This window comes from Bradyrhizobium sp. CB2312 (assembly GCF_029714425.1).
Taxonomy (GTDB): Bacteria; Pseudomonadota; Alphaproteobacteria; order Rhizobiales; family Xanthobacteraceae; genus Bradyrhizobium.
The window spans coordinates 7,995,818-8,009,740 of sequence record NZ_CP121668.1; the positions used below are offsets into that span (position 1 = coordinate 7,995,818).

Annotated in this window: 14 protein-coding genes; 6 read left to right on the forward strand and 8 right to left on the reverse strand. The window is 58.4% G+C overall.

The genetic code is table 11. The features are described from left to right. Positions 1-91: 91 nt before the first annotated feature. Positions 92-292: a hypothetical protein gene (locus QA642_RS38675; protein ID WP_283081589.1), complete on the reverse strand. Its 201-nt coding sequence runs from the start codon at positions 290-292 to the stop codon at positions 92-94. Positions 293-1,418: 1,126 nt separating this feature from the next. On the opposite strand from QA642_RS38675, the gene QA642_RS38680 reads away from it, so the two are divergent. Together QA642_RS38680 and QA642_RS38685 are read left to right on the forward strand one after the other, a co-directional pair. Continuing rightward, positions 1,419-1,622 (forward strand): hypothetical protein, encoded by a 204-nt coding sequence (locus tag QA642_RS38680; RefSeq protein WP_283081590.1) that lies wholly within the window; start codon positions 1,419-1,421, stop codon positions 1,620-1,622. Between the two features lie 309 nt (positions 1,623-1,931). Next, positions 1,932-3,041, forward strand: a complete 1,110-nt coding sequence (locus QA642_RS38685) for an IS630 family transposase (protein ID WP_283081591.1) — start codon at positions 1,932-1,934, stop codon at positions 3,039-3,041. A 10-nt stretch (positions 3,042-3,051) separates the two neighbouring features. On the opposite strand, the gene panC is transcribed toward QA642_RS38685, so the two are convergent. The 7 genes from panC to bioB all read right to left on the reverse strand — a co-directional run bounded on the left by panC (position 3,052) and on the right by bioB (position 10,579). Then, the gene (panC, locus tag QA642_RS38690; protein ID WP_283081592.1) at positions 3,052-3,891 is read right to left on the reverse strand and encodes a pantoate--beta-alanine ligase; all 840 of its coding nucleotides are present in this window, start codon (positions 3,889-3,891) and stop codon (positions 3,052-3,054) included. A gap of 13 nt (positions 3,892-3,904) precedes the next feature. Further along, on the reverse strand, positions 3,905-4,777 hold the full coding sequence (gene panB, locus QA642_RS38695; protein ID WP_283081593.1) for a 3-methyl-2-oxobutanoate hydroxymethyltransferase: 873 nt from the start codon (positions 4,775-4,777) through the stop codon (positions 3,905-3,907). A 1,277-nt stretch (positions 4,778-6,054) separates the two neighbouring features. Continuing rightward, complete coding sequence (locus QA642_RS38700; protein WP_283081594.1) at positions 6,055-7,320, reverse strand: adenosylmethionine--8-amino-7-oxononanoate transaminase; 1,266 nt, start codon at positions 7,318-7,320, stop codon at positions 6,055-6,057. Further along, positions 7,317-7,952, reverse strand: a complete 636-nt coding sequence (bioD, locus tag QA642_RS38705) for a dethiobiotin synthase (protein ID WP_283081595.1) — start codon at positions 7,950-7,952, stop codon at positions 7,317-7,319. The genes QA642_RS38700 and bioD overlap by 4 nt, the downstream gene beginning before the upstream one ends. Further along, positions 7,952-9,103 (reverse strand): 8-amino-7-oxononanoate synthase, encoded by a 1,152-nt coding sequence (locus tag QA642_RS38710; RefSeq protein WP_283081596.1) that lies wholly within the window; start codon positions 9,101-9,103, stop codon positions 7,952-7,954. The genes bioD and QA642_RS38710 overlap by 1 nt, the downstream gene beginning before the upstream one ends. Before the next feature lie 76 nt (positions 9,104-9,179). After that, entirely contained in the window at positions 9,180-9,533 is a 354-nt protein-coding gene (gene panD, locus QA642_RS38715; protein ID WP_283081597.1) for an aspartate 1-decarboxylase, read from the reverse strand. After that, positions 9,524-10,579, reverse strand: coding sequence for a biotin synthase BioB (bioB, locus tag QA642_RS38720; protein ID WP_283081598.1), 1,056 nt, complete (start codon positions 10,577-10,579; stop codon positions 9,524-9,526). The genes panD and bioB overlap by 10 nt, the downstream gene beginning before the upstream one ends. A gap of 114 nt (positions 10,580-10,693) precedes the next feature. Between bioB and QA642_RS38725 the strand changes: the two genes are divergently transcribed. From QA642_RS38725 to QA642_RS38740, 4 genes are all read left to right on the forward strand, one after another. Then, complete coding sequence (locus tag QA642_RS38725; protein WP_283081599.1) at positions 10,694-11,329, forward strand: GntR family transcriptional regulator; 636 nt, start codon at positions 10,694-10,696, stop codon at positions 11,327-11,329. A 132-nt stretch (positions 11,330-11,461) separates the two neighbouring features. Beyond that, positions 11,462-11,779: a Dabb family protein gene (locus tag QA642_RS38730; RefSeq protein ID WP_283081600.1), complete on the forward strand. Its 318-nt coding sequence runs from the start codon at positions 11,462-11,464 to the stop codon at positions 11,777-11,779. A 153-nt stretch (positions 11,780-11,932) separates the two neighbouring features. Then, on the forward strand, positions 11,933-13,327 hold the full coding sequence (gene pabB / locus QA642_RS38735; protein WP_283081601.1) for an aminodeoxychorismate synthase component I: 1,395 nt from the start codon (positions 11,933-11,935) through the stop codon (positions 13,325-13,327). Further along, on the forward strand, positions 13,324-13,920 hold the full coding sequence (locus tag QA642_RS38740; protein WP_283081602.1) for an aminodeoxychorismate/anthranilate synthase component II: 597 nt from the start codon (positions 13,324-13,326) through the stop codon (positions 13,918-13,920). The genes pabB and QA642_RS38740 overlap by 4 nt, the downstream gene beginning before the upstream one ends. The last annotated feature ends 3 nt before the right edge of the window (positions 13,921-13,923 follow it).

A 13,923-nucleotide genomic window follows, 5' to 3' on the forward strand; every position in this document is an offset into this window, starting at 1 on the left:
CGACGCGACCGCGACCGAACCTAGAGAACAGGCCAGGATCTTCAGCACTGCGACTTGTAAATTCACCTCAATGACAAGCGAGGTCCTAGATCTATCGCCACATCGTTGGCGCTTTAGAAAGAGCTTCCTGACCTATCTGTCTAAGCAGATCGGGCCGCGTCTCACCTTTGGTGGCGGCCTCCAGGATTTTGGAAGCAACGTAGGCGCGGACACCGGCGTCATACGGTGAGACGTTCTCGCAAACCTCCTCCAGGATCGTGCGCAGGAGCGCGGTCGTGACACCGTCCAGCATTGGGAGATCTCCCTCATCCCATCGAGGAAGATAATGGACATTTGCTGGGCCGCAACGCAAGCACATCAGATCGCGTGAGGCTTTGTGACTGCAGGTGAGCCGATTTTCACGGCGGTGCAAATTGCGGCAGCTCGCTTAATCGGCCTGCTTTTGCTTTTCTCGTCGCCCCTCTCTGGCTTAACTGACAAGCTTGGCGAAGCCCAGAGCCCAATGCGACGCCCTGCGATTACGCAAGGCATGCTGGGACTTCTATTGCGCGCCGGACTGGCTGACCGGCTGCGGCTGGCCAATGTGTTCGGACGGCGCCAGTTCGGTTGCCGATCTCATCAGGTTCAATTGCGGTCAGAGGATTTGCCGCTTATCGCGCCTGCCGCGTCCAACCAAGCCCGAGCGCTTCGCATCTTGCACTGCAGAGGGACGTCGCGATCAATTGTTGGGATGAAGTATATCCTCGCGTCAAAAACCAGCGTCAGCCCTGTGTTTGGCGCCGAAATCGCGCCAAGATCTGACGCCACGATCAGTGACCCGTGACTTGCCCCCTAGCCGGTCGGCTCGCGATCGTGAAGCGATTTCATGGTTACGGATGTGTGGCGAATAATTCATCGCACGTATTGGCAGCACACGATTTTGAGCGATCCTCCTTTGGCAATGCCCGCTTACAGGCGGATGATCTCAGTAGCGACTTGCGCTTTGGACATATAAGCCTGTCGTAGCCGAAGGCCCAAGCACGGGAACGCGAACGTCGTGTGAAAATTCATCGGAGGCGCTGCCGTAATGCAGGATTTGAGCGCGGGAGCGGGGCTCGTCGCATTAATCGATATTGCCATTTTGTTACAGTCTCCGCCCAGAGCGATCACATGCAGCCGGAGCGCGGCATATTCCGCGGCCACATTGTAAGCCATTACTGCAACTGAGCATGAGCCATGAGCCAGATGGCGTCGCCGAACGTGCGGTCGCATCAGCGAGCTGGGCGCGAACCCTTTGGAGGGAGTGAGCTAGCAAACCAGCCCGCCGCGGCCCGCATGTGAAAACTCAAATCTGACGGCGAGGCGCCTCGTTCAGCGAAGAGAAGCGACTAGGCAGTTCAGACTTTCTGCTGTGTTTGTCGAATCGGAAAGGGAGCCACATGAATCATCTCGGCAGCAGCCAACGTCGCACAACATCTGTAATGACGGCCGAACAGTACGAGCTGGACCGCTGCAGGCAGGAAATTGCGCGCCTCAAACAGCTGGTTGCACGACTTTCTGAAATTGCTTTGCGCCACGTCGTAGAAAGCGTGCAAAGCAGTCAGAATGGCTCGGAACGTCTGAGCGAGCCGCCAAAGTCATAATACGAAAAGCGAACCCGCGCTTGGCTGCTCTCTGCAGAGTGGAGCGGCTCCGTCTCGCTCCACTTGAGCGGCAGAGCCGATCAACCGACATCAAGTGCTCGAGTGTGAGGCAGTTATTTAGGACGCAAAGGAGCAGTTTCGGATCGCGTTCGAGAGCTCTTTCAGGATGTTTGAGGATTTCAGCGCCAACTGATCGGATTCGACTGCTTCTGAGCGCAGTCGCTTGCGGATCTGGCTACGGGCTAGTCATCTGGAACGCAAGTTCGTCACATTAGTTGATAGCTCGAATCTCTACAGAGGAGAGAGCTTGTGGCGAATGCAGGTGAGCGAGGCCGGCCGATCGCGCCGTTGGTGCTTAGTCCGCCGGAGCGGGCGTACTTGGAGAGACAAGTTCGTCGTCATCGCGTTGCCCGATCGCTATCTGAGCGCTGCCGCGCGATCCTGCGGTGTGCGGATGGCTTGCCAAGCAAGTCTGTGGCTGTCGAACTCGGCCTCCACGAACACACCGTTGGCAAGTGGCGCCGCCGATTTTTGAAGGATCGCTGTGATGGCCTGCTTGACGAGGCCCGCCCGGGCCGCCCTCGAACCATCAACGACGATCAGGTTGCTGAGGTAATTGAGCGGACATTGCGTACAACGCCACCCGACGCGACGCACTGGTCGATCCGCTCAATGGCTGCGGAAACTGGCTTTTCCCACACCACGATCCGCCGAATGTGGACGGCGTTCGGCCTGCAGCCGCACCGCAGCCAGACATTCAAGCTGTCGAGCGACCCGCTGTTCGTCGACAAGGTCCGCGATATCGTCGGCCTTTACCTGTCCCCACCGAACCGAGCCCTTGTCCTCAGTGTCGATGAGAAAAGCCAGATCCAGGCCCTGGATCGCGAGCAGCCGGTCCTGCCGATGATGCCGGGCGTACCGGAACGGCGCACGCACAGCTATGTGCGGCATGGTACGACCTCGCTGTTTGCCGCGCTCGATGTCGCCTCTGGATTCGTCATCGGCAAATGCTACAAGCGCCACCGGGCAGTCGAGTTCTTGAAGTTCCTCAAAGAGATCGACGCTCAAGTCCCTGAAGGGATCGATGTCCATATCGTCATGGACAACTACGCCACTCACAAAACACCCAAGATCAAAGCGTGGCTCGCCCGTCGGCCGCATTATCATGTCCACTTCACGCCGACTTCCGCGTCATGGATCAATCAGATCGAACGCTGGTTCGCTAAGCTCACCCGAAAGCAGATCCAGCGAGGTGTTCACACCTCCGTCAGGCAGCTCGAGGCCGACATCCGTACCTTCATCGACCTGCACAACAAAAATCCCAAGCCCTTCAAATGGACCAAGTCCGCAGACCAGATTTTGGCTTCCGTCAAACGCTTCTGCCACAAAGCCCAGCAGACTTTATGTGGCGAACTTTAGATTCACGTGACTAGCTCAGAACTACATTGTCGATCAACCGAGTCGAGCCGACGTACGCTGCGACACAGAGCACCGCCGGATAGCGCAGCGGGCTCTCGGCAATCCTGAGAGTCCCAGCGTCGACAAGCTCAAGGTACTGCAATCGATCGATCAATTCCAAATGCTTTGTTGCAAGCGCAATCAGCGTTGCCGCGTCGCGCTCCCCTGAGGCAAACTCTTGCGCTGCGGCGAACAAGCCACGGCTGATCGCAAGGCTCCGACCGCGTTCTTCCGGGCTGAGATAACGGTTTCGACTGCTCATTGCCAGCCCGTCCGGCTCCCGCACAGTTGGCACGGTGACAATCTCGATCGGAAGGTTCAGATCAATCGTCATGCGGCGTATCACAGCGCATTGCTGAAAATCCTTCTGTCCAAAGTACGCGAGGTCCGGCTGCACCATGTTCAATAGTTTGCAGACGACAGTCGCTACACCACGAAAATGTCCGGGCCTGAAACCTCCGCAGAGCGGTTTTGCGAGTTCGCCCGGCTCGACAAAGGTCTCGAACGGAGCCGGATAGATCTCCTCTGCACCTGGCGCGAAGATGATGGAGGCGCCGGCATTACGGCACAAGGCTTCATCGCGCGCGAAGTCGCGAGGGTACCTGCTGAGATCCTCATTTGGGCCGAACTGAGTGGGGTTGACGAAGATGCTAACGACAGTGACGTCGCAGTGTCCACGGCTGGCCGAGATCAGGGACACGTGGCCATCGTGCAGGTATCCCATTGTCGGAACGAACCCAATGCGCTTACCGGCGTCGCGGACGTCTGCAAGGGCCCGACGCAGCTCAACGAGCTTCGTAATTACTTGCATTCTTTACCTTGCTTCAGATTGAATTGGAGGGCACCCAATTGGCGATGGCATCGCGAAGCTGATCAGGAAGCCGATAACACTCCTCTGAGCCCGGGAATGCACCTTTGCGAATATCGGCAGCCCAGCGCGACAGCGCCTCCTGGAACAGCTGGAATCCATTTGTATAGGCACGAACGAATTTGGGACGGTGGCCTTCGGTTAGCCCCAAAACATCATGGAACACGAGCACTTGGCCCGAGCAATCGGGTCCTGCTCCGATTCCGATGGTGGGTATCGTGAGAAATTCGGTCGCTCGCGCCGCGAGCTCGGCAGGGATCCCCTCCAGGACCAAAGCGAAACAGCCGGCTTCCTGCAGACGGTGCGCGTCGTCGAGCAGCCGCAAGGCGGTATCCGCTGTCCTTCCCTGCACCCTGAAGCCACCCATGACGTTGACGCTCTGCGGGGTCAGACCGAGATGTCCCATCACAGGAATTTCGCAATCGACCAAGGCGCGTACCATCTCGACGCGTTTGGCACCACCCTCGAGTTTTACAGCATCGGCGCCACGCTGCAGAAAACCTCCTGCATTGCGAATCGTATCCTCAGAACCGACATGAAAGCTCAGAAAGGGCATGTCGGCCACAAGCAGGGCATGAGGCCTCGTGCGCGCAACAGCCTCCAGGTGATGATTCATCATGGCCACGCTGACGGGCAGCGTGTTGTCGAATCCCAGACAGACGTTTCCAACGCTATCGCCGACCAGGATGATATCGACAATGGGATCCGCGATGCGCGCCGCAACCGCATCGTAGGCGGTGGTCATCACGACACGACGTCCTTCATCCTTCCACTGCTGCAGTGCCGGAATCGTGACACATTCTAGAGGCTGCCCTGAACTGTGGCTCATATTGAATCCGCTCCCCACACACCGTCGGCGCTTCCTAGAGAAGGCGGGAGAAACCTGTCAATGGCATGGAGGATGGAGATCCCAGTTCTCTAAAACTGGAGAACAGCGCAAAAACAGTCCAATGGTCGCGCAACCATGAGCCAAGACCTTCCTCATCACGATTTCACCACCCGATGGCTCGTCTTCCCCTACAGTTTCAGCGACTATGCCGGCCGGAGCCTCTATCGAGGCGCGGCGCTCGCGACGAGCCACCATCTGCACGCGTTTCTGGGCTGATTGCAGTCTCTCCAAACGGTGACGGCTCGACCGGACCCAGCTGGAGATGCGCGCAGTGGGCACTCCGTTTTGGGGGCCCACCTCCGTGCCTGCCCTAGGGGTACTCGTGAGGCTCCTGCTTCGGCGCCAGCGCGCCGAGCAAAGCGAACGGATGGCAGGCCAGGAACGTCCAAAGCTGACAGGCCGCTGTGAACGCAGCGAGAGTCGCGGTCGGGTAGACGTCGTCGCGAAGGCGCTCAGACCGAGCCAACCTGCCGGCCCTGTAGGCCCTGAAGTCGATTATTTTTGCCGATGCGTCTGTCACTTGATTTCCACGCGCTCCATAGGGCCACTCGAATTCGCAACAAGTCCGACCAGGGCGGTACCGGCACAGCTCGGCCCAGTCCTAAGCCACTCGCAACCATCGAAGCCATTTCTGATCGGCCTCCCGTCGCGCCTTGAAGCGGTTGACGCATTTCTTGGAGCAGAGGGCCGTTCGCCACCAATAATGGCGGATCAGCCCAAACTTTCCGCCGCATATCGCGCAGCATACGGCTGAATAGTCGAGGGAATTACGGGAGCCAACGTGCATTTCTCGCCTCCTGTCGACATTTACTTGGGAAGCCCCCGCTGCCCCTCACGGCAGCACCACGCACGCACCAACGGTGCGGCCGCCCGGCGGTCCGTCTTCCTGGTCTTGCAGCCATCAAGTTACTGCTGTGCGGCTGCCTCGCGAAGCGGTACTTCCGCAGAATGCCTCCCCGAGAATTTCCCCAAAGATAATGGATCTCTCTATCGTGATTGAGACAATTCACCCGGAATTTCAGCTAAATGCTGCGCTTTCATAGCCAGTCCGCAGGATTGCTGCGCCAGTTGGGTCAGGAGCGATTAAAGCAAGTGCTCAAAGCACGATTAGCCTGCTAGCCGTGGGCACAGCATCCTCCTTGCAATTCAAACGGCAGCAATACGGACACGCCGTGCAAGATCCTGGCACTGCAGACGATTGCAAACTTTATGGCACCTCACATCAGCAAGTCCGCAGCGTCCCGGATCGCAGCATAGATTTCATCAAGATCGGCCGCCGTAACGCAGTAAGGAGGCATCACGTAGATCGTGTTACCGAGTGGGCGTAACAGCAGATTCCGCGCTTGGAAGAAAGCCAAAAGCTTCGGCCCGATGTCCGCCAGATAGCCGGCATCGCTCGTGTTGAGTTCGAGCGCTGTGACTGTTCCTGTGCGTCGGACGTTTGCGAACCGTGAATCGGCGCAAAATGGCGCGAGTGCCTGTTCTTGCATCCTGGCCAAGGATGCCACTCGCCTGCGATATTCCTGTTGCTGCCACAGGTCCAGATTGGCCTTGGCAGCGGCGCAGGCCACTGGATTGGCCGTATATGAGCTCGAATGGAAAAACGTACGCGTGCGATCTTCAGAATAATGCGCATCGAAAATATCGGCACGACAGAGTGTGACGGCGAGCGGCAGCGCCCCAGCCGTGAGGCCTTTCGAATAGCAGGCAATATCGGGCGTGACATCGGCCTGCTCACACGCAAACAAGGTACCCGTCCGCCCCCAGCCGGTCATGACCTCGTCCGCAATGAACAGGACGTCGAAGGCTTCGCAGATTCGCTTCATCTCTCTTAGCACCGAGGGAGAATACATCAGCATTCCACCGGCACCCAATATCAGGGGCTCCACGATAAAGGCTGCCGGATGTGCGTTTCGACACGCGTTTTCAAGCGCATCGAGCGCTATTTGCTCACGATCTCTTGCCGGGAACGGAATCGAGGTCACCTCGAACATGAGCGCCCCGTAAGCCGCATTGAAGACGCCTCGGCTACCCACCGACATCGCCCCGATCGTGTCGCCATGGTACGAGTGCTGCATCACCACAATTTGGGTTCGCTGTCTTCCGGTATTGTGCCAGTAGCCGAGCGCCATTTTCAGCGCGACTTCGACGCTGGTTGATCCACTATCGGAGAAGAACACATGCTCGAGCGCCGGGGGGGTGACCTTCAATAGTTCCCTCGCAACTTGCTCAGCCGGGTCGTGAGTGTATCCGGCGAAGATGACCTGGTTGAGCTTGCCTGCCTGTTCTCGGATCGCGTTCACGATGCATGGATGGCAATGGCCGTGGGTCACGACCCACCAGGAGGAGATTGCATCGATAAGGCGTCGGCCATCTTCGGTGTAGAGATAGGCCCCCTCTCCCCGCAGCACCTTCGTCATGTCCCGCTGTAGAGCATGCTGCGTGAACGGGTGCCAGATCGGCGACCTCTTGGCTATCGTCATAGGTTCAGGAAATCACTGCCAAGAAAGGAGTCTTTGAAAGCGGCCTGCAGCCTTTCGTCCGTGAGGGGAACAAGCCACGGGAGCCGTCCCAACCAACGCACTCTCCCGATCTCGCAAATCGCGCTTTCAGTTTCGGCGTTTCTTTCGCCAATGAACGCAATTCCAAGGATTCGAATCTGACGCTTCCGCAGAGCCTCTATGGAGAGCAGGGAGTGATTGATTGTGCCCAGTCCCGTCCTGGCGCAAAGCACGACGGGAAGCTGCCAGCGTTCGAAGATGTCAATGTAAAGAGTGTGCGCTGTCAGCGGCACCATGAGTCCGCCGGCACCCTCAATCACGAGCTGCCGCTCACCGCTGTCCGGCAGTCCAAGCGTCTCTGTGTCTATGCGAACGCCATCGATCTCCGCGGCGTAATGGGGCGAGGCAGGCGTCCGAAGTCGATAGAGCTCCGGGACAATGCGATCGGACGAGAGGCAGCCGAGGCGGCGGACGCACTCGGAGTCGGTCTCTTGTTCGAGCCCGGCCTGGACCGGCTTCCAGTAATTCGCGCCTAGAAGGCCGGCGAGCCCTGCGGAAAATACCGTTTTGCCGACTCCGGTGTCCGTACCAGCCACGACGATCCGCTTATTCATCAAAACGAGCCCCTCGTCACCTCAACAAGCGCATCGAGCATTGCGCGCACGTCCGCCTCCCCAACATTGAGTGTCAACGAAATCCGCAAACGGGCGGTGCCTGGTGGGACGGTTGGCGGCCGAATTCCGCGGATGTCGAAGCCGCGCCCCTGCAGAGCAGAGGCTAGTCGCATTGCACGAGCATTGTCACCCACTATGTACGGCACGATCTGAGAGGTCGACGGCGTGTGCAAACCAAGGGAGGTGATCTGCCGATGCGCGAACGAAACAAGGTCGGCCAGCCGTTGCTGCCGCTCCGGCTCCTCCCGCAGCATGAGGAGTGCCTCTCGAACGGCAACGGCCATCAATGGTGATGGGGCCGTGGCAAAGATAAACGGACGGCAGCGATTGACCATGAAATCGCGCAGGATGCCGGAGGCTGTAACAAGTGCACCCGCCGCACCGAGCGCTTTGCCGCAAGTATGAACGACGATGAGATTGTCGCGCCTCTCATAAGGGGCCGTGAGCCCTCGTCCCTGAAGCCCGTAAGCTCCTGTGGCATGAGCCTCATCCACGATCAGAAATGCGTCATGGCGATCGGCGATTGCCACCAACTCTTCGAGTGGAGCGAAGTCGCCATCCATACTGTAGAGACTTTCGGCCACAATCCAGACGCGGCCCGCTCCACCTTTGGTTCGCCAATCGCGAATTGCATCTTCGATTGACTGGGGATCATTGTGCGCGTGAATTCGGCAGTCTGCGCGGCCGGCTCGCGCCCCCTCGTGAATACTGGCATGCACGAGCGAGTCGAGAACGAGCAGATCGCCGCGCTGCGGCAGCGTTGTCAGGAGAGCAAAATTTGCGATATAGCCGCCTCCAAAGAAAAGCGCTGCCTCCGCGCCAAAGAACTGAGCCGCCTCCGCTTCGAGCCGTTCATGCTCCTCGCAATTGCCGCGCAGAAGCCGCGACCCGCCGGCTCCAACCGGAGCGCCCGCCTCGAGCGCGGCGACTATCGCCTTTTTGATGCGGGGGGCGCTCCCGAGCGCCAGATAGTCGTTTGATGCGAAATCGATCCCCACGCGCGGCTTGAGGCAGCGCAGCCGTTTATCTTCGTTCAAGGCATCCAACGCTGCGACGTAGGGACTAAGTCTAGCTGCTTGCATTGACCGCATTCATCGCTCCCAGGATCGCATCAAATCACGCAAAAGATCCGTTGACGGTTGAAGAAGGATGGACGGCCCTTGAGGCTCAACTTGCCAGGATGCGATTGTCTTGGTCCACACGCACAATGCGTGGCTTGAATATCTTTGCTTCGGCCTCGTCGAATGAGGCATATGCAACGATAATGATCTTGTCTCCGGGCATTGCGAGTCGGGCGGCCGCACCGTTCAGGCTTATCGTGCCAGACCTCGGCGGCGCCTCGATCACGTAGGTGGCAAAGCGCGTCCCTGTTTCGACATTGTAAATTTCGACTCGCTCGTTGATCAGCATTCCCGCCGCCTCCAGGAGCGTACGATCTATCGAGATCGAGCCTTCGTAGTGCAAATCAGCTTCGGTTACTGAGGCGCGATGGATTTTACCCTTCATCAAAGCTATCTGCATTGTTCACCTAGGCGGGATGTAGGGGCAACATATTGCGCGCACTGCTTCCCTCCGGCGAGCCCGGACGTGATGCCGAGCCGGGCCAGCAGATCCGCATCACGATCAACTTTCGGGTTTTTGGTGGTCAAGAGCACGTCGCCGATGAAGATCGAATTTGCTCCGCCCAAGAAGCAAAGCGCCTGCAATTCATCGCTCATGTATTGCCGCCCGGCGGACAAGCGAACCACACTCCTTGGCATCATGATCCGCGCGGTCGCCACCAGGCGGACCAGCGCGATCGGATCGGGAGGCTCCGCGTGGTCTTCCACCGGCACGCCTTCGATCTTGTTCCACACGTTGATCGGCACGCTTTCGGGATGGTTAGGAAGATTGGCGAGCAGCACGAGCATACCTAGGCGGTCCTCGATGTGCTCGCCCATGCCGATAATCCCGCCGCAGCAGATCTTGATGCCGGCATCGCGCACATGCGCCAGCGTATCGATGCGGTCCTGCAGGCTACGGGTCGTGATGATCTTGCTGTAAAACTGGGGTGATGAGTCAACGTTGTGATTGTAGAAGTCAAGGCCAGCCTCGGCGAGGCGCGCGGCTTGGTTCGCTGTCAGCATGCCGAGCGTGACGCACGTTTCCATGCCGAGTCGCTTGACCGCGTTGACCATGTCGCAAACGGAATCGAGATCGCGATCTTTTGGCGTGCGCCAGGCCGCGGCCATGCAGAAGCGCGTCGCGCCCGCATCCTTCGCGCGCCGCGCGCTCGCAACCACATCGGCGCAATGCATCAGACGGGTGGCCTCCAGGCCGGTCTCGTAATGCGCGCTTTGCGAGCAGTAGCCGCAGTCTTCCGGACAGCCGCCGGTCTTGATGCTGAGCAGGCTCGCGGTTTCGACGTGGTTTGGATCGAAGTTCTTGCGATGAGCGCGCTGCGCCTGAAACACCAGGTCGGCAAAAGGCAGGTCGTAGAGCGCCTTCACCCGTTCGACGTTCCAATGATGACGTACCCGCGCCCCTTTGCTTGCTTCCTTCCGGTGGACTTGCGCAGCAGCATCCATAATCCAATCCCGCTCAATTGTAGATAATCGCATGAATTATCTATAGTCATCGCTCTCGAAGAGATGCTAATCGAGCTGCCTCGCAAATGCACCGGTTATTGCGGTAGATAATCTATGATCACTGCTGACAACATGACGACGGGCGCGCGCATCGCGGATTCAATCGCTGAGCGCATTATCAGCGGCGCCTTAGAGCCAGGCGCGCCACTGCGTCAGGATCACGTTGCACGAGAATTCAATTCCAGCCACGTCCCGGTACGCGAGGCCTTTCGGCAGCTGCAGGCACAACATCTTGTTGTCGCTGTGCCACGCCGCGGTGTTCGGGTTGCCCCGCTCGATACCCATTCAGTGAAGGAGATCTCCGAAATGCGCGCTGCGCTGGAAGTGGTGGCATTGCGCCATTCGGGGCCAAGGCTCACAACAGCTCATTTGGCTCGGATCGAGCTCACTGTGATTGAAGGAGACAGCGCAAAGACGATCGAGGAGTTTGAGATGGCCAACCGCGCCTTTCACCAAGCCTTGGTCGCGCCGTGCGGAATGCCGCGTCTGCTCGCGAGCCTCGATGGACTGCAGCTTGCCAATTCTCGATTGGTGTTCGCGATGGCGCGATCGGTGGGCTGGCGACCGCGCTCCAATCAAGATCACCGCCTGATTCTGCAAGCCCTGCGAACGCGCAATATCGATCAAGCCTGTAACCTGCTGACGCGGCACATTCAATCCATTGAGCGCCTTACCCTTCCGGCGTCCTGAACAAATCTGGCAAGCTTCATTGCGGATCGCAGACGATCGCAAGCGACGATCATGCGGTAAGCGACTGGCCTCATTGCAACGGGTTCTATTTCCAGATAGTTATGCCCCCGCTAGCGACATCTCCGGACGGCCATGATTCGTCACATCGTCTTCTTCAGCGCCAAGGACAAGGCGCATATCGACCAGATCATCGAAGGTCTTTCGCGTCTCACCGCGATACCACATGCGCGCCGGCTTGAGGTTGCCCGCAACCGCAAGACCGATCAGCTCGGCAACGATGTTGACATCGTGGTCTATGGGGAGTTTGACAGCGAGACGGAGCTCGCAGCGTACAAAGCGCACAATTTCTACCAGGAGTCGATCAAACGGGTCCGACCGCTCCGCGAGCTTCGGTTCGCGGCCGATTACGATGTATCACTAGATACTCCTTTCGCCTCAACGGCAGGATGATCGAGGTGCCGTGGCAGCAAAAGGTCCACCGCCGGATTAACTTGGCAATGGCCTCAAGTTTCGTGCCATCAGAGACCGGCGTCGCTCTCATCGGGTGGGGCAACAGATGGAATGGCCCTTTCACGACGTCAGCGGCCGGCGGCCGATAATCCGATGTACGTTCGCGAGTTGCAGTGGGTTGAACCTTTCACAGCGATGCGACGTCTTGGGCATCGCTCGCATCTCACGTTTCTCGATAGCGCAGCAAGGCACGAGCTGCTTGGCCGCTACTCATATGTAACGTGCGACCCGTTCAGCACCTATAGGGTCGCGAACGGCCAAGCCAGATGGAACGGACTGACTCTCGAGGCCGATCCATGGAAGGTCCTTCGCACGCTACTCGCGAAGTACCCGCAAGAGTATCGTCCCGATCTCCCGCCATTCCAGGGAGGAGCGGCAGGCTATCTTGCCTACGACATGAACAGGACATTGGAGCGATTGTTTGCGCCGGCAATTGCCGGTCTGGGTTTGCCCCAATCCGTCCTGCATTTCTATGACGTGGTCATCAGCTTCGACCACCGGGATAACAAATGCTGGATCGTCTCGACCGGATGGCCGGAGCAGGATCGCGTGCGACGGAGCGACCGAGCGCGTCATCGGGCCGATGAGTTTGCAGCATTGCTTGACGGTCCAATGGCGCCACAGAATGGTTATCCCAGCAAACCAGGCGCTTGGAGCTCGAACTTCAGCCGCGAGGGCTACATTGCGGCGGTACAACGCGTGATCGACTTGATCCGGGCGGGTGACGTGTTCCAGACGAATATTGCGCAGCGCTTCAGCACCCGCCTGCCGACCTCGTTTGATCCGCTCGCCTTCTATTGCCAGCTACGATCATTGAATCCGGCGCCTTTTGCGGCCCTGCTGCGATGGGGAAAGTTGACCATCGCCTCAAGTTCGCCGGAACGATTCCTGAAGCTTAACGAGCAACAAGTCGAGACACGACCCATCAAGGGCACGATCGCACGTTCGCCTGATTTCAATGAAGACCACCGCCGTGCGGCTGCTCTCCTCGCTTCTGAAAAGGATCATTCCGAGAACACGATGATTGTGGACCTTTTGCGAAACGATCTGTCCCGCGTTTGCACGGCGCATTCGGTCGAGGTTCCGGCTCTATGCGATCTCGAGTCCTATGCCTCGGTGCACCATCTCGTGTCGATCGTTACGGGGGCACTTGCCGGAGGGGAAGACGCCGTTAGCCTGCTCCGTGCTTGCTTTCCGGGGGGCTCCATTACGGGAGCGCCAAAGGTGCGGTCGATGGAAATTATTACAGAAATCGAGCGCATAGCGCGGGAGGTCTATTGTGGTGCGATCGGCTTCATCGGCTTCAACGGGCACATGGACACGAGTATTGCGATCCGCACCGTCACGATCGACGGCGACATGGCTGTGTTTCATGCGGGCAGCGGTATAACGGCCTTGTCGGAGCCCGAGGCCGAATACGAGGAAACGCTCGCCAAGGCAGAGCGAATCTTTGATGCATTTGGTTCTGAACGAGCTGGCGCATTTTGATTATCATCATCGATAATTACGATTCGTTCGTGTTCAACATTGCCCGCTATTTCCACAAGCTCGGTGAAGCAACGGAAGTGATCCGAAACGACGCTATCAGCATCGGCGAGCTCGTTGGTCTCAAGCCGCGCGCGGTGGTGATATCGCCCGGTCCCTGCACCCCAACTGAGGCAGGAATATCGAGAGCAGTGGTCCGCGAACTTTCAGGACGCGTACCAATTCTCGGCATCTGCCTTGGACATCAGTGTATTGCTAGCGCTTTCGGAGGACGGGTTGCGCGCGCACAACGGCCCATGCACGGTCGGCGCTCATACGTTGCGCATGACGGCCGAGGGTTATTCAAGGGGCTGCCAACCCCGCTTGACGTTGGGCGCTACCATTCTCTTATCGTCGAGTTTGAGCAGTCATGTACGCAAAACCTCATAGTGACAGCGCGTTCAGAGGAAGGCGAGATCATGGCCCTCACGCACCGCTATCATCTCACCTGTGGCGTCCAGTTCCATCCCGAGTCGATCCTTACCTCACAGGGGGACGTCTTGCTTATGAACTTCTTGCGACTCGCAGAGGATTTGCGAAACCACGCGGACGAATGAGAG

Coding starts and splice junctions, on each gene's coding strand:
- QA642_RS38730 (WP_283081600.1), top strand. CDS start 11,462: ATGATTCGTCACATCGTCTTCTTCAGCGCCAAGGACAAGGCGCATATC.
- bioD (WP_283081595.1), bottom strand. CDS start 7,952: ATGAATAAGCGGATCGTCGTGGCTGGTACGGACACCGGAGTCGGCAAA.
- QA642_RS38700 (WP_283081594.1), bottom strand. CDS start 7,320: ATGACGATAGCCAAGAGGTCGCCGATCTGGCACCCGTTCACGCAGCAT.
- bioB (WP_283081598.1), bottom strand. CDS start 10,579: ATGGATGCTGCTGCGCAAGTCCACCGGAAGGAAGCAAGCAAAGGGGCG.
- panB (WP_283081593.1), bottom strand. CDS start 4,777: ATGAGCCACAGTTCAGGGCAGCCTCTAGAATGTGTCACGATTCCGGCA.
- QA642_RS38675 (WP_283081589.1), bottom strand. CDS start 292: ATGCTGGACGGTGTCACGACCGCGCTCCTGCGCACGATCCTGGAGGAG.
- panD (WP_283081597.1), bottom strand. CDS start 9,533: ATGCAGATAGCTTTGATGAAGGGTAAAATCCATCGCGCCTCAGTAACC.
- QA642_RS38710 (WP_283081596.1), bottom strand. CDS start 9,103: ATGCGGTCAATGCAAGCAGCTAGACTTAGTCCCTACGTCGCAGCGTTG.
- panC (WP_283081592.1), bottom strand. CDS start 3,891: ATGCAAGTAATTACGAAGCTCGTTGAGCTGCGTCGGGCCCTTGCAGAC.
- QA642_RS38725 (WP_283081599.1), top strand. CDS start 10,694: ATGATCACTGCTGACAACATGACGACGGGCGCGCGCATCGCGGATTCA.
- QA642_RS38680 (WP_283081590.1), top strand. CDS start 1,419: ATGAATCATCTCGGCAGCAGCCAACGTCGCACAACATCTGTAATGACG.
- pabB (WP_283081601.1), top strand. CDS start 11,933: ATGTACGTTCGCGAGTTGCAGTGGGTTGAACCTTTCACAGCGATGCGA.